General features: G+C 63.1%; 16 protein-coding genes. 12 read left to right on the forward strand and 4 right to left on the reverse strand.

Features of this window, described 5'->3' with window-relative positions; all coding sequences use genetic code 11:
- The first annotated feature begins 48 nt into the window (after positions 1-48).
- From IPK70_02210 to IPK70_02220, 3 genes are read left to right on the forward strand one after another with little or no spacing between them, the layout of a single operon-like run.
- Complete coding sequence (locus IPK70_02210) at positions 49-2,457, forward strand: MMPL family transporter (GenBank protein ID MBK8225973.1); 2,409 nt, start codon at positions 49-51, stop codon at positions 2,455-2,457.
- Between the two features lies 1 nt (position 2,458).
- Entirely contained in the window at positions 2,459-3,322 is an 864-nt protein-coding gene (gene rfbA, locus IPK70_02215) for a glucose-1-phosphate thymidylyltransferase RfbA (GenBank protein MBK8225974.1), read from the forward strand.
- A gap of 2 nt (positions 3,323-3,324) precedes the next feature.
- Positions 3,325-4,278 (forward strand): polyprenyl synthetase family protein, encoded by a 954-nt coding sequence (locus IPK70_02220; protein MBK8225975.1) that lies wholly within the window; start codon positions 3,325-3,327, stop codon positions 4,276-4,278.
- Between the two features lie 4 nt (positions 4,279-4,282).
- Here the strand turns inward: IPK70_02220 and IPK70_02225 are convergent, their stop codons facing one another.
- The 3 genes from IPK70_02225 to IPK70_02235 all read right to left on the reverse strand — a co-directional run bounded on the left by IPK70_02225 (position 4,283) and on the right by IPK70_02235 (position 8,265).
- Entirely contained in the window at positions 4,283-5,179 is an 897-nt protein-coding gene (locus tag IPK70_02225) for a TIGR01777 family protein (GenBank protein MBK8225976.1), read from the reverse strand.
- A 61-nt stretch (positions 5,180-5,240) separates the two neighbouring features.
- A complete protein-coding gene (locus IPK70_02230; protein ID MBK8225977.1) occupies positions 5,241-7,289 on the reverse strand; it encodes a hypothetical protein in 2,049 nt (682 codons plus the stop codon).
- A 103-nt stretch (positions 7,290-7,392) separates the two neighbouring features.
- Positions 7,393-8,265 (reverse strand): hypothetical protein, encoded by an 873-nt coding sequence (locus tag IPK70_02235; protein ID MBK8225978.1) that lies wholly within the window; start codon positions 8,263-8,265, stop codon positions 7,393-7,395.
- Between the two features lie 60 nt (positions 8,266-8,325).
- Between IPK70_02235 and IPK70_02240 the strand changes: the two genes are divergently transcribed.
- The 8 genes from IPK70_02240 to IPK70_02275 all read left to right on the forward strand — a co-directional run bounded on the left by IPK70_02240 (position 8,326) and on the right by IPK70_02275 (position 20,063).
- A complete protein-coding gene (locus IPK70_02240) occupies positions 8,326-8,703 on the forward strand; it encodes a hypothetical protein (GenBank protein ID MBK8225979.1) in 378 nt (125 codons plus the stop codon).
- A 100-nt stretch (positions 8,704-8,803) separates the two neighbouring features.
- A complete protein-coding gene (locus IPK70_02245; GenBank protein ID MBK8225980.1) occupies positions 8,804-11,611 on the forward strand; it encodes a 2-oxoglutarate dehydrogenase E1 component in 2,808 nt (935 codons plus the stop codon).
- A gap of 120 nt (positions 11,612-11,731) precedes the next feature.
- Positions 11,732-12,967, forward strand: coding sequence for a 2-oxoglutarate dehydrogenase complex dihydrolipoyllysine-residue succinyltransferase (odhB, locus tag IPK70_02250; protein MBK8225981.1), 1,236 nt, complete (start codon positions 11,732-11,734; stop codon positions 12,965-12,967).
- Between the two features lie 835 nt (positions 12,968-13,802).
- Positions 13,803-15,047, forward strand: a complete 1,245-nt coding sequence (gene yidC / locus IPK70_02255) for a membrane protein insertase YidC (GenBank protein MBK8225982.1) — start codon at positions 13,803-13,805, stop codon at positions 15,045-15,047.
- 84 nt (positions 15,048-15,131) lie between these two features.
- Positions 15,132-15,653, forward strand: a complete 522-nt coding sequence (locus IPK70_02260) for a hypothetical protein (GenBank protein MBK8225983.1) — start codon at positions 15,132-15,134, stop codon at positions 15,651-15,653.
- 121 nt (positions 15,654-15,774) lie between these two features.
- The gene (locus tag IPK70_02265) at positions 15,775-18,018 is read left to right on the forward strand and encodes a S46 family peptidase (GenBank protein ID MBK8225984.1); all 2,244 of its coding nucleotides are present in this window, start codon (positions 15,775-15,777) and stop codon (positions 18,016-18,018) included.
- A 66-nt stretch (positions 18,019-18,084) separates the two neighbouring features.
- Positions 18,085-19,380 carry a DUF2157 domain-containing protein gene (locus IPK70_02270; GenBank protein MBK8225985.1) on the forward strand — a complete coding sequence of 432 codons (1,296 nt, stop codon included), beginning with the start codon at positions 18,085-18,087 and terminating at the stop codon, positions 19,378-19,380.
- Complete coding sequence (locus tag IPK70_02275; GenBank protein MBK8225986.1) at positions 19,377-20,063, forward strand: GDYXXLXY domain-containing protein; 687 nt, start codon at positions 19,377-19,379, stop codon at positions 20,061-20,063. The genes IPK70_02270 and IPK70_02275 overlap by 4 nt, the downstream gene beginning before the upstream one ends.
- Here the strand turns inward: IPK70_02275 and IPK70_02280 are convergent.
- Positions 19,987-20,814: an EI24 domain-containing protein gene (locus IPK70_02280; GenBank protein MBK8225987.1), complete on the reverse strand. Its 828-nt coding sequence runs from the start codon at positions 20,812-20,814 to the stop codon at positions 19,987-19,989. The genes IPK70_02275 and IPK70_02280 overlap by 77 nt on opposite strands.
- 144 nt (positions 20,815-20,958) lie before the next feature.
- On the opposite strand from IPK70_02280, the gene IPK70_02285 reads away from it, so the two are divergent.
- Entirely contained in the window at positions 20,959-21,507 is a 549-nt protein-coding gene (locus IPK70_02285; protein ID MBK8225988.1) for a DUF5606 domain-containing protein, read from the forward strand.
- Positions 21,508-21,594 lie beyond the last annotated feature (87 nt).

Raw genomic sequence — 21,594 nt, forward strand, 5'->3', positions numbered from 1 at the left:
AAAGCGTTCCTTTGCCCGGCGCCGGAAATGGCTGGCGCGCGATCATCCATGTGGGCCTGGCTCAGCAGCCGCATCCTCCGCAACCGCAACGGCATCCTGGTGGTACTGGGCATGATGACGCTATTCATGGGCTGGGGCATGAGCCGCGTGCGCATGAGCTACCGTTACGGTGGCCTGCTCCCCAAGGACGATAGCGCTTACGTGCAGTACGAGCGCCTGCTGAGCCGCTTCAGCGAGGATGGCAATGTGATCGTGCTGGCGGTGGAGGACGAACGCCTGGCCCAGGTGGGGAACTACCGCGCTTGGTGGCAATTGGGAACCGACCTTAAGGAGCAGCCCGGCGTCGATTCGGTATTCTCTGAGGCTCATCTCTTCAACTTGCTGCGCGACGATAGCCTCAAGCGCTTCCGCCTGCGCTCAATGGTCCCGGAGCCGCCCCGCACGCAGGCGGAGGCCGACAGCATCCGCGCGCTGGTGCGCACATTGCCGTTCTACCGCGACCTGCTTTACAACGACAGCACGGGTGCCAGCCTCATGATGGTGTTCGTGAACCCCGAGCGCTTCAACAGCGAGCAGCGAGGTGACATGGTGGAGTTGATTGATGCACGCGTGCGCGAGTTCGAGGCGACCGGCTTCAAGGTGCGCCGCAGCGGGCTGCCGTACATCCGCACGGTGGTCACCGGCCTCACCAAGTCGGAGCTGCGACTCTTCACCGGCCTCATGCTGCTGGTGGTGGCGGTGCTGCTGTTGCTCTTCTTCCGGAGCTGGCGCGTCATGCTCACCTGCCTCACCGTGGTTGCGGTGGCCGTGGTCTGGGCGTTGGGCACCATCGGCTTGCTGGGCTATCCGATCACGCTCGTGATGGCCATCATGCCGCCGCTGATCGTGGTGATCGGAATCCCCAATTGCATATTCCTCATCAACAAGTACCACCAGGAGTACGCGGCGCACCGGAACAGGGTGAAGGCGCTGGGCCGGGTGGTGTACCGCGTGGGCCGGGCCTCCTTCATGACCAACGCCACAACGGCGGTCGGGTTCGGGTCTTTCGTGATCACCTACAGTGATACGCTGCGCCAATTCGGACTCGTGGCCTCTCTGAACATCATGGCCGTCTTCGCGCTGAGCCTGCTGCTCGTGCCCATCCTCTTCAGCCTGCAAGGCGAACCGAAGGAGCGCCACCTGGCCCATCTCGACCGCCGCTGGGTGGATAAAGCGACCTCCGGGCTCGAGCGCATCGTGCTGCATCATCGTCCATTGGTTTATGCGGTCACGGTCATGGTGGTGGTGGTGGGCCTCGTGGGAGTCTCAAGGCTGCGCAGCGATACGCGCGTGGTGGACGACCTGCCGCAGGATCATGCCATCATGGAGGACCTGCGTTTCCTGGAACAGCGCTTCGGTGGCGTGATGCCTTTGGAGGTGATGGTGGATACGCGCAAGAAAGGGCAGGTGCTGAAGGAGTCGAACCTAAAGCGCCTGGCGCGCCTGCAGGATTCACTCGCCACCTATCCGGAACTCTCTCGCTCGCTCTCCGTCGCTGATGCGGTCAAGTTCATCAAGCAATCGTTCTACGGCGGGGATCCCGAGCGATATGCGCTCCTGGCCGGAACGGAGAAGACCTTCATCCTGCCCTACCTCGAGCCGGCCTCAGGGCAGGATGGCGTGGCGCGCGGCTTCATCGATGCCGACCGCCGATCGACACGCGTCACCGTGCAGGTGGCCGACATCGGGACCTTGCGCATGGATCCCCTGCTGGCGCGCATGCGCGTGCAGGTCGATTCGCTATTCCCTCCGGATAAGTTCGATGCGGTGATCACCGGTACGAGCGTCGTGTTCCTTGAGGGCAGCAAGTACATGGTGAAGAACCTGGCGGTTTCGCTGGTGATGGCCGTGGTGCTGATCGCTGGCCTGATGGCCCTATTGCTCGGTTCCGTGCGCATGGTGCTCATCTCGCTCGTTCCCAACCTGGTGCCGTTGGTCGCCACCGCCGGCCTCATGGGCTACCTGGGCATTCCGATCAAGCCCAGCACGATCCTCGTATTCAGCGTGGCCTTCGGCATCGCCGTGGATGATGCCATCCATTACCTGTCCCGCTACCGCATGGAGATCAAGCACGCCTCCGGCACGATCCGGCAAGCCGTGCTCTCGGCGCTGCACGAGGCCGGTGTGAGCATGATGTACACCAGCATCGTGCTCTTCAGCGGCTTCTCGCTCTTCAGCTTCTCCGAATTCGGGGGCACGCAAGCGTTGGGCCTGCTCATCTCCTTCACCCTGCTGGTGGCCATGTTCACCAACCTGATCATCCTGCCATCGCTCCTGCTCAGTTTCGAGCGCAGCGTGACGGCCAAGAGCTTCCGTGAACCCTTGCTGGACATCCTCGACGAGGACCCGGACATCAACATCGAGGAGCTTCAGATCGAAGGCGAAGGCACCCGAACGAATACCGAGAACAGGACTTGACATGAAAGGAATCATCCTCGCCGGTGGATCCGGCACCCGCCTGCATCCGCTCACCCTGGCCGTGAGCAAGCAGCTCATGCCCGTGTACGATAAGCCCATGATCTACTATCCCCTGAGCACGCTCATGGCCGCTGGGATACGCGAGATCCTGTTGATCAGCACGCCGCACGACCTGCCCCACTTCCGCAAGCTCCTGGGCGATGGCTCCGCTATGGGATGCGTATTCACCTATGCCGAGCAGCCCGTCCCGAACGGATTGGCGCAGGCCTTCGTGATCGGGCGCGAGCACGTGGGAAGCGATCCCGTAGCGCTCATCCTCGGCGATAACATCTTCTATGGCGGCGGCTTGGGGCGAATGCTCAGCCGCCACACCACGCCCGATGGCGGATTGGTGTTCGCCTACCATGTGAGCGACCCAGAGCGCTATGGCGTGGTGGACTTCGATGCCGATGGCAAGGTGCTCAGCATCGAAGAGAAGCCGGCGAAGCCGAAGAGCAACTATGCCGTGCCCGGCCTCTATTTCTATGACAACAGCGTGCTCGATATCGCCCGGGACCTGAAGCCAAGCGCGCGGGGCGAGTACGAGATCACCGACGTGAACAAGGAGTACCTGCGGCGCGGCAAGCTGCGCGTGGAGCTGCTCGATCGCGGCACGGCCTGGCTCGACACGGGGACCTTCGCCTCGCTGATGCAGGCCGGGCAGTTCGTGCAGGTGATCGAGGAGCGGCAGGGCTTGCGCATCGGCTGCATCGAAGAGGTGGCCTGGAAGAAAGGATGGATCACCGACGAACGATTGGAGGAGCTCGCGCGTCCGCTCACGAAGAGCGGCTACGGGCAGTACCTGCTCTCGTTGCTTAAGCGCTGAGCATGCGGACCTTGGAAGAGCATCAGGCGGCCGTGGAGGCGCGCATCGCGCAATGGTGCGGCGCCTTGCCGAAGGGCGACCTCTATGCGCCCATGGATTACCTGCTGCACCTCCCAGCGAAGCGCGTCCGCCCAGTGGCCACGCTCCTGGCCTGTGAGCTCTTCGGCGGCGATCCCGATGCCGCCCTCGATGCCGCTCTCGGAGTCGAGCTCTTCCACAACTTCACGCTGATGCACGATGACATCATGGATGCATCGCCCATCCGGCGCGGGCAGCCCACCGTGCATGTGCGCTGGGGCGCCAACATGGCCATCCTCAGCGGCGATGCCATGCTGGTGAAAGCCTACCAGTGCATGGGCGCCGACGCGCGCGCGCTGGCTGCATTCAATTCCTGCGCGCTGCAAGTGTGCGAAGGCCAGGAGCTCGACATGGCGTATGAGCAGGCCAGCGCAGTGACCGCTGATCAATACATGGGCATGATCCGTCGCAAGACTGCCGTGCTGCTGGCAGGCGCGTTGGAGATCGGCGCCATCAAAGCGGGCGCCAGCGAGCAGCAGCAGCGCATGATCGGCCGCTTCGGCGAGCAGCTCGGATTGGCCTTCCAGCTCCGCGATGATCACATCGATGCATTCGGTGATCCCGGCGTGACCGGCAAGCAGCGGGGGGGGGATCTGCGCGCAGGCAAAAAGACCTGGCTGCTGATCCGCGGGCTCGAGCTGGAGCGTGCGCATGGCGGCGGCGCGCTCACCACCGCTGTCGGCCAACTGAGCATCGCACGCGATGTAGGCGCCATGGTGGAAGCGCTCATCACCCTCGGAGTGCGCGAGGAATCCGATGCCCTGATCCGCGCAACGGAACAGGTGGCCATGGATGCGCTCGACAGCTTGGACGTGGCCGAAGGACGCAAGGCGCCCTTGCGCAAGCTCGCCATGGGCTTGATGGGGAGGAAGAGCTAGGCCATCACGCCAGGTCGCGCAGGGCATCATCGAGCAACGTGATCCTGGAGGCCACGCCTGCCACTTTCGCCCGCTCAGCGCGCATCGGCGATCCCTCGAGCAGCAGTCCGGCCATTTCACCGAAGGCCGCCTTCAGCAGGAAGCCCGGAACCGGCGGGAGCCAGAAAGGCCTGCCCACCGCACGCGCAACGCTGCGCATGAAGTCCGCATTCGTGGCATTGCCGCCCAGCACGTTGTACGCGCCGTGCATAGGCCTTTCATCCAAGGCGTGGAGGTAAGCGCGCACCAGGTCATCGATGTGGATCCACGGCATCCATTGCCTGCCGCTGCCCAGCGCGGCGGCCAGCCCCCAGCGCGCAGGAGCGGCGAGCTTCGGCCATGCGCCGCCATCGCGGGCCAGCACCACGGGCGTGCGCAGCTTCACCACGCGGCAGAGCGCGCCCCATTCGTCCACGGCGCGCTCCCATTCCACAGTGATGCGCGCGATGGTATCGGTGCCCGGCGGATCACTCTCGCTGAACGGATCATCGCGCGTCACCGCGCCATAGTACCCTGAGCCCGATGCGCTCACGAAGCACTCGGGCGCGCATCCGTTCTCTTGGACAGCACGCAACAGGAGCCGGGCGGAAGCGGCGCGGCTCGCGATCAGCTCCGCCACGCGCGCCTTCGTCCAGCGCTTGTCGGCGATGCCCGACCCTGCCAGATGAACGATGCGATCGGCCCCATGCAGCGCATCCGGATCGATGCGGCCCTGCTTCACGTCCCACGCGAAAGCGCGGACACTGCCGTGGGTTCCAGCGCGTCTGCTGAGCCAGCGCACCTCGTGGCCTTGGGCGAGCAGTGCTTGAGTGAGCTTCCGCCCGATCATGCCGCTTCCGCCGGTGATGAGCACGATGGACATGGACGCTAAACAACAACGGGCGCCGAAGGATCGGCGCCCGTTGACATTTCGTTGGATCTGATCAGCGGATGAGCTCGAAGCGGGCCACGGTCATGGAGCCATCCGGCCGCGTGATGCGCAGGGCATAGCTGCCATTGACCAGCGAGGCAGGAAGGTCAATGGTGTTGACACCGCTCCTGAGCTGAGTGCTCCAAGCCAAGCGCCCCGAGGGGTCGATCGCCTCAGCGCGCGACGGCAGCTCGGCACCAATGATGAGCGTGCCATGGCTCGGGTTCGGGTGCAAAGTCAAGTTAGTTGCTGTTTCTGCCACGCCGAGTGTCAGGCAATAGGGGTCGCCCGGATCCACGAAATTCACTCGCACGCAGGCCGTATCCGAACCGCACTGAGGGTGGAACACGATGTAGCAGTAGTCCCCTTCGGAGCTCATGGTGGGGTCGAACGTGCCGCTGGCGGGTTGCTCCTCGAAGAACCAGGATCCATCAGGATCAGGCGTTCCCAATAGCGAATCGAGCAGGTTGAAGGCATCCTGTTGGGGGCACGCAAGGATGGAGTTGGATTCGCCGGCATTCGGGGCAGGAATCAGGTTCACCGAGAAGACCGCCGCATCGCTGCCACAGCCGTTGCTCACGGTGTAGGTATAGTCCCCGGGAAGGCTCACTTCCGGCCCATCGCTCCACACGCCTCCATCGGCGCCGTTCACGTAGTCGGAAAGATCCACGGAGCTGTTGACGCATATTCCAATGACAGCGTCGGTGCCAGCATCCGGCGCTGTGCCGGGGACCACATCGATCACCGCGCTGTCCTCCCCGCATGCGCTTTGAACAGTGTAGGTATAGGCGCCTACCGCGCTCACGATCGGACCATCGCTCCAGGTTCCGCCATCCTCGCCTGTCACGTAGTCGTCGAGGTCAATCACTTCGCCGGGGCAGAGCGGAACCGTGGCATCAGCCCCCGCGCCCGCGTTCGCGAGCACGTCGATGCTGTATGTGTACACCTGGGTGCCGATCACCGGGCACGCATCATCAGTCGCGGTGATGGTGAAGAGGTAGTTGCCCGCCGGTGCGGAACCATCCAGGCAAACAGCGGCCGACGCAGGATTGCCCGGTGTCAGCTCGATGCTCCCGCCCGGGATGGCGAAGTTGCTTTCCAAGCTCACCGTCTGCCCGGCATCGGCATCCGTGATGGCTGCGGTGAAGCAACCGGCGCCGCACGCGATGATCGCGTACGGTTCCGTGGCGGAGATGGCGCCGGTGATATCCGTAGCCACGCCGCTGGCCGTATCGGGCACGATGTTATCGCACACCTGCGCGATGAAGGGGAAGTCGCGCATGATGGTGCCCCGCCAAACGCCGTTCGCATCGCGCACCTCGATGGCGATCACGCATACGATGTAGCCCTGCCCCAGCGCCGTGAAGGTGATCTGGCCGGTGAGGCTATCGATCGCAAGACCGGTGTAAGGCTCGGGCCCCGTGAAAGGCGATTGGTAGCCCACGGATTGGATGTCGAGGTTCAAGGGGTCAGCGTTGAGCAGGCGGCGCGCCTCGATCAGGCGGAAGCGCAGTTGCTGTCCTTGGGTGAAGATCACGCCGGGGTCGTAGCTCACCGGCTGATTCACGCAAACAAGCGGTGGCGTGTTGTCGCTGAAGCTCGGGTACTCGATGCAGGTGCCGCCTTCGTTGTTCACCAAGGCTTCGATGTAGATGCCCTGCGACCCTTGCAGGTTCAGCGCAGGGAATCGGCAGCAGGTGCTCCAGTAGATGCGCCAGAAATCGCACGGACTGAGGAAGACGTTGGTGCGGTACGTGTACTCTTCAATGCCGATCAGGTTCCCGCCATCGCAAGTGGTCTGGTCGGCTTGTCCTTCGCAGATCGGTGAGACATTGGCCATGGAGATCAGCGGGATATCATCGAGCGTGAATGTCACTCCGCATGAGCTCACGAAGTTGATGGACTGTGAGATCATCGGCACCCCGGTGCATTCGCGCCAGAGCTTCAGGGTGACCTCGTGCTGGTTGCCGCTCACGCAGCGCACGGAAATGTTGCCGCCGGGCAGGTGCTCGGCCAGGGCAGGCAAGGCCCAAAGAAGAAGGGAGAGTGTCAGGATGCGCATATGCCCAGGTTTTAAGGATCGACAATGTAGAAACGCTGGGCACACCACCAAGCCCAGGCCCATGCATGCGCGCTCGGCCCACAGGCTGCTCAAGGTGGACCGCCTATCGCGCCCGCTCCAGCGCCTTCAGGTCCTCCTCGATGAAGCCTTCCTTCTTGCCGAAGATGGCCGCATCGTCGCGCAGGTACATCAGCTCGCCGGTACCGGCATTGAACACGCGCTTGAAGCAGTGCTTGTTCTTGTGGTCGCCGATGGTGATCACCGCATCGCTCACGGTCTTGGTGCGGTCCTGGGCCTCAATGGCGGCGATCGCATCTCCGATCCGGAAGGGTGAGGTATAGACCGCCTTGATGGCCTCGGCGCCCGGCAGGCTCTTGTCCAAGTGCTCCTTGCTGAAGAGCAGTTCCGTCTCGCGCACCAGTCGGGTGCGGCTCGCATACAGGCGATCGGCGGTGGCCATGTCGATGACCTTGCCGCCCTCCACCTGCTTGAGGTAGTCCTGCAAGTGCTTCACGTAGATGGTGATCATCGCTGCGGCCTTACCATCGGCAATGGCCTTGGGATCGATGAGGATCGAGGCCAGCTCCTGCTCGGCTCCGATGCCGGTGAAGCAATTGTCGGTCTGTTGCAGGGCATCGCCTTTCTTCTGCTTCCATCCTTTCACCACCGCCATGAAGCTGCCTTCGAACTTCACGGGGTCCGTGCGCCGTGTCTTCATCAGGTAGGTCCTGTCGGCGCTGATGGGTTGCATGCCGAGATCGGCCACGGTGATGAAGTCCACTGAGGCATTGAACTTCCATTCCGCCTTCACCGCGTTCATCAACGCGCGGTTGTACGGAGAATCGCCAGCATCGAGCACCACCACCAGCGGAAGCGCCTTCGCGGCCTTCACGGCCGGAGCGGCGAAGGAGCCGTACTGCGCGAGTGCGATGAGCGGAGCGGCGGTGAGCGTGACGAGGAATGAGCGGAGGAGCATGTGTTCGGTTTTTTCTTCGCCGGGCGAAAGTAGTGCCATGCGGTACGGACCTTTGAGGCCATGAGCGAGGAGGCCAACACATCGCTGTCGAAAGGCGAGCTGGATGGCCTGCGCCCCTGGCTCGATCGCGCTGAAGTGCTCACATCGACCGTGCAGCAGCTCCGCAAGGACCTCGCGCTCGCAGAGGCGGACTTGCCGGAGCCTGGAGCGGTGGAGGGGGCCTTTGAGGAATTGCGTGCCGGAGTGCTTGCGCGACTCATGGAATTGGAGCGGGGAAGCGGGAATGCGGTGCAAACGGCCATGTACCGCGTCGACATCCCCGAGCGCCACTTGCAGCGCGCATTGGAAAGCGGAGGGCTCCACGCATTGGCCGGTGAATGCGTGCTCCGCGCGCTCCAGAAGGTATTGACCCGCCTGCGCTTCGCGGGCCGATTCTGAGCCTTGGCAATCGGGCTCCATTTGTGGATTCGGTCGTTCACAACCACCGACCGTCACATCCTTCAACCCCCAGCCGCAGGAATACCTTTGCGCCGCCTCCATGGACAAGCTTTCCTACCTGAGCAACGTCGATAGCGCCTGGCTCGACGATCTCTACCAGAATTACCTGAAGGACCCCGCCAGCGTCGAGACCGGCTGGGCGCGCTTCTTCGAAGGATTCGAGTTCGCCCGCGCCTTGGAGGGCGGCAGCATCGAAGGAGGGGCTCCAGCAGCCCCTGCTCCCGGCGGCAATGACCGCTTCGAGAAGGAGTTCCGAGTCATCGAGCTCATCAACGCCTATCGGCAGCGGGGACACCTCTTCACCAAGACCAATCCGGTCCGCGACCGCCGCACGTATTCGCCCACGCTCGATATCGAGCACTTCGGGCTGTCTTCCGCCGATCTCGACACCGTGTTCAGCGCCGGCAATGAGGTGGGCATCGGCCCGGCCAGGCTCCGTGACATCATCGACCTGCTCAAGCAGACCTATTGCCAGAGCGTGGGCGCCGAGTTCAAGTTCATCCGCAACCCGGAGAAGGTGCGGTGGCTGCAGCAGCGCATGGAGGGCGTGCGGAACACGCCGGATTTCACCATCGAGCAGAAGAAGGAGATCCTCGAGAAGCTCAACGAGGCCGTCGTCTTCGAGCGATTCCTGGGCAAGAAGTTCATCGGCCAGAAGCGCTTCAGCATCGAGGGCGCAGAGGCCTTGATCCCTGCGCTCGACACCGTGATCGAGCATGGCGCCGAGCTGGGCATCACCGAGTACGTGATCGGCATGGCGCACCGCGGCCGCCTCAACGTGCTGGCCAACACCCTGCGCAAGAGCTACGACCAGATCTTCTCCGAGTTCGAGGGCAAGGATTATGATGATGAGCTGGTGGAGGGCGACGTGAAGTACCACATGGGCTACAGCAGCGTGCTGAAGACCAATACCGGCAAGGAGGTGCGCCTGACCTTGGCGCCGAACCCCAGCCACCTGGAGACGGTGGGCCCCATCATGCAAGGCATCTCGCGCGCCATCATCGAGCACGACGACGATTTCGCCAAGGGCATCACCGCGCCGATCATCATCCATGGCGATGCCGCGGTAGCCGGGCAGGGCGTGGTGTATGAAGTGGTGCAGATGGCGGGCCTCAAGGCCTACGAGGTGGGCGGCACCATCCACATCGTGGTGAACAACCAGGTGGGCTTCACCACCAACTACATCGATGCGCGCACCAGCACCTATTGCACCGATGTGGCCAAGGTGACCCAATGCCCGGTGTTCCACGTGAACGGCGATGATGCCGAGGCCGTGGCCTACACCATGAAGCTGGCCATGGATTACCGCCAGAAGTACGGCACCGATATCTGGGTGGACATCCTCTGCTACCGCAAGCACGGCCACAACGAGGGCGATGAGCCCAAGTTCACCCAGCCGCTGCTCTACAAGAAGATCCAGGAGCACCCCGATCCGCGGAAGATCTACATCGATAAGCTCAAGAGCAGCGGCGTCAACGAAGCGGAAGAGCTCGCTGCCGAGATGGAGGCCTCCTTCACCGGCATGCTGAATGCGCGCCTCGACGAAGCGAAGCAGGTGCGCGTGGGCAAGATCACCAACTTCCTCGAGGAGCGCTGGAAGGGATTCAAGCGCGCCGATGCGAAGGATTTCTTGCGCTCGCCCGAGACAGGCGTGCCGATGGAGACGCTCCAGCTGATCGGCGACAAGCTCAGCGTGCTGCACCCCGAAGGCAAGAAGTTCTTCAGCAAGCTGGAGAAGATCCTCGGCGACCGCAAGAAGATGATGGAGGCCGGCGTGATCGATTGGAGCATGGGCGAGCTGCTCGCTTACGGATCGCTGCTCCTGGAAGGCCACCCGGTGCGCATGACCGGCCAGGATGTTGAGCGCGGAACCTTCAGCCACCGCCATGCCGTGGTGAAGGTGGAGGACAGCGAGGAGGAATTCATCCACCTCAAGCACATCCGCGAGGGCCAAGCGCTGCTCCAGATCTACAATTCACTGCTGAGCGAGTACGCCGTCCTCGGCTTCGAGTTCGGCTATGCGTTGGCCATGCCCGATACGCTCACCATTTGGGAGGCGCAGTTCGGCGATTTCGTGAACGGCGCGCAGATCGTGCTGGATCAGTACCTCTGCTGCGCGGAAGAGAAATGGGGCACGCAGAACGGCGTGGTGCTCCTGTTGCCCCACGGTTATGAGGGCCAGGGCGCCGAGCACAGCAGTGCACGCATGGAGCGCTTCCTTCAGGGCTGCGCGGATGAGAACATGGTGGTCGTGAACTGCACCACGCCCGCCAACTTCTTCCATGTCCTGCGCCGCCAGTTGAAGTGGGAGTTCCGCAAGCCATTGGTGGTCTTCAGCCCCAAGAGCCTGTTGCGCCACCCGAAGTGCGTGAGCAAGCTGGAGGTCCTGACGAAGGGCTCGTTCCAGGAGCTGATCGACGATGACTCGGCCGATGCCGAGCAGGTGCGCACGGTGATCTTCACGCAGGGCAAGATCCACTACGAGCTCTCCGCCCACCGCGAAGAGAAGGGCATCGCCGGTACCGCGCTCGTGCGCATCGAGCAGCTGCATCCGCTGCCTGCCGACCAGATGCGCGCAGTGATCAAGAAGTACGCGAAGGCGGAGCGATGCCTCTGGGTGCAAGAGGAGCCGAAGAACATGGGCGCTTGGAGCCACATCGCCATGCACTTCCCCGAAATCAAGTGGGAGGTGATCGCCAGGCCCGCCAGCGGCGCCCCAGCCACCGGCAGCAGCAAGCGCAGCGCGAAGCAACAGGCCGAGATCATCGAGAAGGCGTTCGCACAGGTCGCACCCAAGCCTGCGGCAACCAAGCCGAAGAAGAGATCGCCAGCAAAGGCCAAAGCCTGAAAAGCCGCAAGGCCCAAGCCTCAAGCCCCAAGCATCAAGTGGCCCGAAACCGATTCGCCCGAACCAATTGATGCTTGATACTTGGGCCTTGCGGCTTGAAGCTTCAACAACTGAAACATCATGGCACTAGTCGAGATCAAAGTCCCCAGCCCCGGAGAGAGCATCAGCGAAGTGCGCATCGCGCGCTGGAACGTGAAGGATGGCGATGTGGTGAACAAGGACCAGGTGCTGGGCGAGATCGACAGCGACAAGGCCACTTTGGAAGTGATCGCTGAGGAGGCCGGGAAGGTGAAGCTCCTCGCTGCCGCGGATGCTGAAGTGAAGGTGGGCGATGTGGTGGTGACGATCGATACGAGCGTGAAGCCGGAGCCGAAGGCGTTGCCGGTGAAGGAGGTGAAGGAAGAGAAGGAGGCGAAGAAGGCCTTGCCAGCAGCGGTGCCCGCGGCTGCCGGATCCGCAGCGCACGCCACACCGGTCGCGCGAGCGATGCTCGATGAGAAGGGCGTGAGCGCCGATAAAGTGAAAGGCAGCGGACCCAATGGCCGGATCACCAAGAGCGATGTAGCCGCTTACGTGGCCGGCGGCGTGAATGCCGATGCCATCGCGCTGAACGGATGGGGCGGATCGCGCAACCAGAACCGCCAGAAGATGACCACCCTGCGCAAGAAGGTGGCCGAGCGCTTGGTGGCCGTGAAGAACCAGACCGCCATGCTCACCACCTTCAACGAAGTGGACATGAGCGCCGTTATGGCCTTGCGTGACAAGTACAAGGACAAGTTCAAGGAAGCGCACGGCGTGAACCTGGGCTTCATGAGCTTCTTCACCAAAGCAGTCACCGAGGCACTGCGCCTGTTCCCGCAGGTGAATGGCCAGATCGATGGCGATGAGCTGGTGATGCACGACTATGCCGACATCGGCATCGCGGTGAGCTCACCGAAGGGATTGATGGTGCCCGTGCTGCGCAACGCGGAGAAGCTGAGCCTTGCTGGGATCGAGGCGGGCATCAAGGCGCTGGCGGTGAAGGCACGTGACGGCAAGCTCAGCATCGATGAGATGACCGGCGGCACCTTCACCATCACCAACGGCGGCGTCTTCGGCAGCATGCTCAGCACGCCCATCCTCAACCCGCCGCAGAGCGCCATCCTGGGCATGCACAACATCGTGGAGCGCCCCGTGGCCGTGAACGGCCAGGTCGTCATCCGCCCCATCATGTACCTGGCGCTGAGCTATGATCACCGCATCATCGACGGCAAGGAGAGCGTGAGCTTCCTGATGGCCGTGAAGCAGATGATCGAGGACCCCGATAAGATGGTCTTCGGGAACCGCGAGCCGGGGGAGGTCCTGCTGGGGCTGTAGTCAACCAGGACTCCCGCCGGTGGGCGGAGACACCACGGTCCATGATCACGGGACCCAGGTCCGCTTTCCGTTCGGGGGCGCTTTCGAGATGCGCCTTTGAGCCGGCAGGTCGTGTCCTTGGCGCCTGAAGGACTGGCGAACCGCCTCCGACCGCCCCGTCTATCTTCGCCGCCCTTCGCACAGACCGTTCCCTACCGCATGGACCGCAACTCGATCATCGGGATCATCCTCATCGTCGCCATCCTCTTCGGCTACACCCTCTGGACCATGCCGACCGAGGAGGAGCGGGCGGCCTTCCAGCGCCGAGCCGACAGCCTGGCGATCGTGGAGGCCGATCAGCGCGAGCAGGAGGCCGCCAAGAAGCTGATCGCCGATTCCATGCGGCAGGGCGCCCAAACGGTTGTGTTGGATACCACGGTCTCGCCTGCGGATCTCGCCTTGGCCGATAGTCTCCTGGAAGCGAACCTGTCCAAGCGCTTCGGGCCATTCGCTCCTGCTGCGGAAGGCAGGGCCGAGGAGGTCTCCATCGGCAATGAGCGCTTGCAGGTGAGCTTCAGCACCCAAGGCGCGCGGCCAACCCTGATGCTGCTGAAGGAGTACCGCACTTACCGCCAGGCTCCGCTGCTGCTCGCCGATCCCGATTCCGGCGCCTTCTATTTCCGGTTCCTCACCGGCGGTACGGACCTCAGCACTTCCGACCTCTATTTCTCCGCGGAGAAGATCGGTGAGGATGCCGTTCGGTTCACCGCTCCCACCGCCGATCCGGCCAAGAAGCTGCAGATCACCTATCGTCTCGACAGCACCAGCTATTTCCTGCACACGAGCCTTGATTTCGTTGGCATGCAGGGGCGAGGTCGACGCGCGGAGCCTGCTCTTCAACTGGGAGCTGACGGGCCTGAGCAACGAGAAGCACCAGCCCAGCGAGATGCAGAAATGCGGCGTGTACTACAAGTACTTCAACGACGACCGCAACTACCTCAGTGAATCAAGCGCCGAGCAGAAGAAGCTCGAGGGCCGGACCAACTGGGTGGCCTTCAAGCAGGGCTTCTTCACCGTGGGCATGATCAGCGAAGGCGGCTTCAGCAGCAACGGCAGCCAGATCGCCATCAATCCGCTCCTCGCCGAGACGCATACCAAGCACTACAGCGCCAAGCTGCTCTTTGAGAAGGAGCGCGATGCGCAGCCATCGGTGGACATGCGCCTCTACCTCGGCCCGAACCATTTCGGCACCCTTCGCCGCACGGAGATCGCGGACTTCCAGAAGATCATCGATCTCGGCTGGGGCATCTTCGGATGGATGAACCAGTGGCTGGTGATCCCGATCTTCAACTGGCTCGATGGCTGGGGCTGGAACTATGGCATCATCATCCTGGTGCTCACCGTCGTGATCAAGCTCCTGCTGATGCCGCTCACCTACAAGAACCTGGTGGCGAGCGCCAAGATGCGCGTGCTCAAGCCCGAGATGGACGCCATCAACGAGAAGCACAAGGAGGGCGACGCGCTCAAGAAGCAGCAGGCCACCATGGAGCTGTACCGCAAGGCCGGCGTGAACCCCGCCAGCGGCTGCGTGCCCATGCTCATCCAGCTGCCCGTGCTCTACGCCATGTTCCGCTTCTTCCCCGCCAGCATCGAATTGCGGCAGGAGAAGTTCCTCTGGGCCGACGACCTCAGCAGCTACGATAGCATCTTCGAGTGGACCCAGCACATCCCCTTGATCAGCGACAGCTACGGCAATCACATCAGCCTCTTCACCCTGCTCATGGCGGCCAGCACCATCGTGTACTCGGTGATCAACCAGAAGCAGATGCCCAGCCAGCAGAACATGCCGGGCATGAAGATGATGATCTACCTCTTCCCGATCATGATGCTGTTCTTCCTGAACAACTTCAGCGCGGGCCTCAGCTACTACTACCTGCTGGCCAACCTGATCAGCATAGCGCAGATGACCGTGCTGAAGAGCTGGTTCGTGGATGAGAACAAGATCCGCGCGCAGCTGGAGCTGAACATGCGCACCCCGAAGAAGAAGAGCAAGTGGCAGCAGCGGCTCGATGAGATGCAGAAGCAGCAGCGGCGCAAATGAGCGGCATCGCTCCATCGGGCCTGCTTGCTCATCGTGCTGATGACTGAGCTGCGATAAAGGCACGCCATTCGATACGTGAGCACCATGAAGCACCTGATCGCTATTCCCATCGCCGCATTGGCGCTGGCCTGCAGCACCAACCAGCCCGTTGCTACGGCAGAGCCGGCCGTCGACCAAGAAGCGGCTGCCGCTGCGCCACGGCTCGGCGGCGCTGGCAAGGCCGACACCCTGTTCCTCAGTCTGGAGCGAACGCCCTGCTTCGGGCAGTGCAAGGCCTACCGGATCGACCTGTACCGCAGCGGATATGCCACCTACGACGGTCGGGGGAACGTGGAGAAAATGGGTCGGCACAGTGCGCGCATCGGCGTCGATTCGATGATCACCATGCTGAACCGGGCCGACGAATTGGGGTTCTTCGGCCTGCAAGCCAAGTACGATGCTGAGGTGACGGACCTGCCCAGCACCGTGCTGCGGATCATCGCCGATGGCCGGGACAAGAAGGTGCTTGGCCGGGTGGGACAGCCCCAGGCGTTCAAGGCCTTGGTGGCCGAGATCGAAAGCCTCCTCCTGCCGGTGGCCTGGGTGCCGGTTACGCCCGAACCTTAGCGCCTATCACCGGCCACGCCGTTGGTCCCTTAACGGTCCGTCACGCACGGGTCCTCCGGCTACATTTGGCGCCCCTCGGCAGGATGCACCAGCCGGGTGAAGCTGAACCAACCCCTCATTCATGAAGAAGTTCCTTTCACTCCTCGTCGCCGCCCTGGTGGCGATCGCCGCCAACGCCCACGAGGGCATGTGGCTCCTCACCAAGCTCAAGCAGATCAACGAGGCCGAGATGCAGAAGCTCGGCTTCAAGCTCACTGCCGAGGACATCTACGACATCAACCGCAGCGGTGTGAAGGATGGCGTGGTGCGCCTGGGCCGCGGATTCTGCAGCGGCGAGATGGTGAGCGCCGAAGGCCTATTCCTCACCAACCACCACTGCGGCTACGATGCCGTGCAGAGCCTCAGCAGCGTGGAGCACGACTACCTCACCGACGGTTTCTGGGCCATGAGCCGCAAGGATGAGTTGCCCGCCGGCTTCAGCGTGAGCTTCCTGCAGCGCATCGACGACGTCACCGGCCAGGTGCTGGCTGAGCTCAATGACGCCATGACTGAGGAACAGCGTGCCGAGGCGATCCAGGCCGTTGCCACCAAGCTCAAGTCGGTCGTGGGCAAGGAGAACGGTCTGAGCGCCGATTTCAAGGTCATGTTCGAGGGCAACGAGTTCTACCTCTTCGTGTACAAGACTTACCGCGACGTGCGCCTGGTGGGCACCCCGCCCAGCGCCATCGGCAAGTTCGGCGGCGATACCGACAACTGGATGTGGCCCCGCCACACGGGCGATTTCAGCATGTTCCGCGTGTACACCGGTCCCGATGGAGAGCCCGCCGATTTCAATGAGGCCAACATCCCGTTCAAGCCCAAGTGGCACTTCCCCGTGAGCATCGCCGGGGTGAAGGAGGGCGACTTCGCCATGGTGATGGGCTACCCCGGCACCACCGACCGTTTCCTGAGCAGCCACGGCGTGAAGCTCGCCCTCGACATTGAGCAGCCCAGCCGCGTGAAGATCCGTGGTCAGAAGCTCGAGCTCATGAAGCAGGACATGGACGCCAGCGACGCCGTGCGCATCCAATACGCCAGCAAGTACGCTCAGGTGAGCAACTACTGGAAGTACTTCATCGGCCAGCAGCGCGGCCTCAAGCGCCTGCGCGTCCATGACAAGAAGAAGGCGCAAGAGGAATCGCTCATGGCCTGGGTGAGCGCCGATCCGAAGCGAAAGGCGAAGTACGGCGAGATCATCTCCCTGCTCGAGCGCGGGTACAGCGACCGCGCCAAATTCGAGAAGGCCAGCACCTACATGCAGGAAGCCGCCTTCGGCAGTGAGCTGATCACGTTGGGCTTCCGTCTGCAGGGCCTCAAGGCGCAATTGGAAACCGACCCCAAGGACGCCGCGAAAGTCGCCGCTGCCGTGGCGCAGGTTCAGGCGATGACCGCCGATCACTGGAAGGACTACAACGCCCCCACTGACGAGAAGATCACGGCAGCCATGTTCGACCTGATCCGGAACGATGTGGAGCAGGACCTCCAACCGCAGGTGATGGCCACCATCACCAAGAAGTTCAAGGGCAGCACCTCCGCGTGGTCAAAGGCGATCTTCGCCACGAGCATGCTCGCGGACAAGAAGCGCCTCGATGCCTTCTTGGCGAAGCCCTCCTTGAAGGCGCTCCAGAAGGACCTCGGTTTCCAAGCCAGCGAGAGCTGCCTGAACCACTGGCGCAATGTGCTCGGTCCTGCCGTGGGAGCAACGGAGGCCGACACCGAGAAGGGTTACCGCCTGATGGTGGCCGCCATGCGCGAGATGGAGCCGAACAAGAGCTGGTACCCCAACGCCAACAGCACCATGCGCCTCACCTACGGGCAGGTGGGCAGCTACGTGCCCATGGACGGCGCCTTCTACAAGCACATCACCACCGCCAAGGGCATCCTGGAGAAGGAGGACCCCACGAATGATGAGTTCATCGTGCCCGCCCGACAGAAGGAGCTGCTATTGAAGAAGGACTACGGCCGTTACGCCGATGAGAACGGCGAGCTGGTCACCTGCTTCATCAGCAACAACGACATCACCGGCGGCAACAGCGGCAGCCCCGTGATCAACGGCAACGCCGAGCTCATCGGCATCGCCTTCGATGGCAACTGGGAGGCCATGAGCGGCGACATCGCCTTCGAGCCCGAGCTGCAGCGCACCATCAGCGTCGATATCCGATACGTGCTCTGGTGCATCGACAAGCTCGCCGGCGCCGGCCACCTGGTGAACGAGATGACCTTGGTGGAGCGCAAGCCCGTGGTGGAAGAGGTGAAGGCCGAACTGCCTCCGCCGGTTGAACCGGTGAAGCCAACTCCCGCGAAGAAGCCGGCGGGGAAGAAGTAGAGCGGCATCACATCGCTTTGAGAGGGGGCCTGCGCCCCCTCTCTTGCGTTCAGCTACTTTCACCCCATGCCCGCCCCCAAGCTCCTCGATGCGCTTCCGCAGCTCGTGCGCGAAGGGCTCATCACGGCGGAGCAGGCCGAGCGCATCCGCGCGCGCTTCGCCAACGATTCTGCACAGGGCACCAGCCGCATGCTGCTCGTGTTCGCCATCCTCGGCAGCGTGCTGGTTGGTCTGGGCATCATGCTCATCGTGGCGCACAACTGGGACGATTTCACCCGGCCGGTGCGCACGGTGCTCGCATTCGCGCCGGTGCTGATCGGCCAGGCGCTGGTCTGGCATGCGCTGCGCGCCAAGCCCGATGTCCGCGCGTGGCGCGAGGGCAGCGCCATCTTCCTCGCCTGCGCGCTCTTCGCCTGCGTGGCGCTCATCAGTCAGATCTACCACATCGAGGGCTCGCTGCATGGCTACCTGCTCACCTGCGCGCTGCTGATCCTGCCGCTGATCTACCTGCCCGGTTCCTTGATCGTATCGCTCGGCTACATCGCCACGGTCACCTGGCACGCGGCGGCGTACCACTGGGATGGCCCGGGCCGCATGGCTTTGCCCTGGTCCTCTTTGCTGCTGCTCGCCGCTGCCGTGCCCATGTACTTGCGCGCGGCTCGGTTGAATGGCGAGCGCATCGGTTTCTGGTGGCTCAGCCTGTTCGCGGCGTTGAGCGTGGGCCTGATCTCGCAATGGTTCTACCGCGATTGGAGCATCGTGCATGTATTCGGCGTGCTGGGCATGGCCACGGCCTTCACGCTGGTGCCCTGGCTGCACACGGGCCGCGAGCTGCGCTCCTGGCCGTGGGCCCTCGTTGGCGGCGCGGCGGTGCTCATCACCTTCTTCGTGCTCAGCTATCGCGACGCATGGGGTTTCCGCTCGGCGGACCGTGATCGGTCCATGGTGGAAACGAGCGAGGCGATCGTGATCGCCGCAATGACGCTCATCGGCATCGTTGCTTACGTGCTGTCACTCAGGCGGCGCAGGCCATTCGAGCAGTGGCCTTACCCGGAGGCCATGGGCTTCTTCGCGCTCTGTTATGTCGCTGGCCTGCTGCAACCTTGGCTGGCGCCCTTGCTCGTGAATGCCGCCCTGCTCGCCATGGGCGTGGTCACGGTGCGCGCGGGCATCGCGCACGATTCGCTGAAGCGCATGAACCTCGGACTGGCCATCATCGGCCTCACCGTGCTGCTGCGCTTCCTGGATACGGACATGAGCTTCGCGCTGCGGGGATTGGCCTTCATCGCCATCGGTGGCGGCTTCTTGTACATGAACCTGCGCATGGTGCGCCAGCGCGACAAGCAGAAGCCTGACGCATGAACCGCAAGCCGCTCCTCTTCCTCGGCATCGCCCTCGCGCAGCTCGCCGTGCCTGCATGGATGATCACGGGTCGCGAGCGCGTGCTCACCCAAGGTGAGGTGTTCAAATTCAAAACGGCGCCCATCGACCCACGCGATCCGTTCCGGGGCGAGTACGTGCGGCTGGAGTTCGAGGCGGAGAGCGGTTCCTGGCAAGCGCCGGACACCACGGTCACCAATCCGCAGGGCTATGCTGCCTTCGATGAGCAAGAGGCGTATGGCGTGCTCAGTGTGGACAGCAGCGGATTCGCGCTCATCAGCGCGCTGAGCGAGCATCCTCCGGCTGGGCAGACGTTCATCCGCGTGCTCTACAACTCGGCGAATGAGCAGCGCATTGACCGCGTGTTCCTGCCCTTCGACCGCTTCTACTTGGAGGAAGGCGACGGAGCGAAGACCGAGGAACTCTTGCAGCCTCAATGGAACGATGGCGAGGTGACGCAGCCGCTGCCGGCTTACGCACTGGTGCGCGTGCTCAACGGCGAAGCCGTCATCGAGGACCTGATTGTGGATGAGCGTTCCATCCATCAATGGCTCGCAGACCCCTCCTTGGAACCGAGTGCCGCTGGGGTCAGCGCGCTTGCGGATTCTGTTGCCCTCCCGGCGGATTCCGCATCAGCGCTTGCTTCTCCCGCTCCAGCACCGTGATTGATGCGCCCACACTGGCCATCACCGGCGCGAGCATGAGTCCGATCAACGGGATCTTCATCAGCAGGCTGAAGCAGGCGCCGTTGGCCAGCACCGCGCCGAGCTGGCTGTTCACCGCGCGCGTGGTCTCGCCGATGCGCATGCGCCGCCGCTCGAACACGTAATCGAACATGCTGAAGCCATAGAAGTACGACGACACCACGAAGAGCAGGATGAAGCTGATGGGCGTGATCAAGGGCAGGAAGAACGAAGCGACCCAGATGGCCACGGTGAACGCCAGCTCGAGCACGCCGTTGCGCATGGCCACCAGCGCGCCGCGCAGGGCATCCTTCATCAACTGCCGCCAACTGAACGGGAACTGCCGGCCCGTGAGCTTCTCTTCTGCCAGCTCGCTCGCATAGGCCAGCAGCGGCGAGAGCAGCACCAGCACGATGTACTTGTTGGCCACGAAGAGCAGGTAGCCGATGGCCAGGCGGAGGATCCAGCGTACGATCACCTCGCGCGCGCCGTTCATCCAGGCTTTGAAAGCCTCCCACCAATCACCGGTGCTGGTCTGCGCCACAGGCAGCTCCAGCCACACGGCCAGTTGCGCGCTCGCTGCCTCCACCATGCCTTCCATGGCATGGAAGAACCCATAGAAGAGCGCCACCCAGAGCACGATCGGCACCAGGAACATCCAGCCCATGCCGTTGCGCAGGGTGAAGCGGAAGGCGCTGATGAAGCCGTTGAGGCCAAGGCCGAGGTCGCGCATGGGGCGAAGTAATGGGTTGAAGAGGTTGAGCGGTTGAGAGTTGCGCCTGCGCGCAGGCTGGCGCCGGTTGAAGGTTGAACACCCCCCAACCTTCATCAACCCTCAACCTCTTCAACCATCAACCTCACAACCTACTTTCGCCCCATGGATTTGAGCAAGATCATCACCGTAGCGGGCAAGCCCGGATTGCACCGTGTCGTGGCGCAAGGCCGCCAAGCCATCATCACCGAATCGCTGGCCGATGGCAAGCGCGCGCCGGTGCCCTTGAGCGTGAAGGTGAGCAGCCTCGATGAGATCAGCATGTTCACCACCGGCGACGATGTGCTGCTGAAGGACGTGCTCGCGAAGCTGCACGAAGTGAACGGTGGAGGCGCCGCCGCTGATCCGAAGAGCGACGACAACACGCTCTGGGAAGCGCTCCTCAAGGCCCTGCCCACTGCCGACCGTTCGCGCATCTATGCCAGCGACGTGCGCAAGCTCTTCACCTGGTACGGCCAGTTATTGAAGGCCGGTGAGTTCGAGAAGAAGGAGGAGCCTGTGAAAGAGGCCGAGTCCAAAGAGGCTGCACCCGAGAAGAAGACCGTGGAGAAGGCCGTGAAGAAGAAGGCCGATGCCGCCGCGAAGGTGAAGCCGGCCAGCAGCGGCGCCCCCAAGGCAGCGGCCGTTCGCCGGGGTGGCCAGCGCGGCAGCTAGGACGCAGCGAACCAAGCCCGGCCCGGAAGGGTTTCAAGGCAACCCATGAGGCGCGTCAGGAAGCGGGCTCCGCGCCCGGCTATCTTG

This window comes from Flavobacteriales bacterium (assembly GCA_016712535.1).
GTDB lineage: Bacteria > Bacteroidota > Bacteroidia > Flavobacteriales_F > PHOS-HE28 > PHOS-HE28.

Coding starts and splice junctions, on each gene's coding strand:
- IPK70_02210 (MBK8225973.1), top strand. CDS start 49: ATGTGGGCCTGGCTCAGCAGCCGCATCCTCCGCAACCGCAACGGCATC.
- odhB (MBK8225981.1), top strand. CDS start 11,732: ATGGCACTAGTCGAGATCAAAGTCCCCAGCCCCGGAGAGAGCATCAGC.
- IPK70_02265 (MBK8225984.1), top strand. CDS start 15,775: ATGAAGAAGTTCCTTTCACTCCTCGTCGCCGCCCTGGTGGCGATCGCC.
- IPK70_02280 (MBK8225987.1), bottom strand. CDS start 20,814: ATGCGCGACCTCGGCCTTGGCCTCAACGGCTTCATCAGCGCCTTCCGC.
- IPK70_02225 (MBK8225976.1), bottom strand. CDS start 5,179: ATGTCCATCGTGCTCATCACCGGCGGAAGCGGCATGATCGGGCGGAAG.
- IPK70_02230 (MBK8225977.1), bottom strand. CDS start 7,289: ATGCGCATCCTGACACTCTCCCTTCTTCTTTGGGCCTTGCCTGCCCTG.
- IPK70_02275 (MBK8225986.1), top strand. CDS start 19,377: ATGAACCGCAAGCCGCTCCTCTTCCTCGGCATCGCCCTCGCGCAGCTC.
- IPK70_02260 (MBK8225983.1), top strand. CDS start 15,132: ATGAAGCACCTGATCGCTATTCCCATCGCCGCATTGGCGCTGGCCTGC.
- IPK70_02235 (MBK8225978.1), bottom strand. CDS start 8,265: ATGCTCCTCCGCTCATTCCTCGTCACGCTCACCGCCGCTCCGCTCATC.
- rfbA (MBK8225974.1), top strand. CDS start 2,459: ATGAAAGGAATCATCCTCGCCGGTGGATCCGGCACCCGCCTGCATCCG.
- IPK70_02240 (MBK8225979.1), top strand. CDS start 8,326: ATGAGCGAGGAGGCCAACACATCGCTGTCGAAAGGCGAGCTGGATGGC.
- IPK70_02270 (MBK8225985.1), top strand. CDS start 18,085: ATGCCCGCCCCCAAGCTCCTCGATGCGCTTCCGCAGCTCGTGCGCGAA.
- IPK70_02220 (MBK8225975.1), top strand. CDS start 3,325: ATGCGGACCTTGGAAGAGCATCAGGCGGCCGTGGAGGCGCGCATCGCG.
- IPK70_02285 (MBK8225988.1), top strand. CDS start 20,959: ATGGATTTGAGCAAGATCATCACCGTAGCGGGCAAGCCCGGATTGCAC.
- IPK70_02245 (MBK8225980.1), top strand. CDS start 8,804: ATGGACAAGCTTTCCTACCTGAGCAACGTCGATAGCGCCTGGCTCGAC.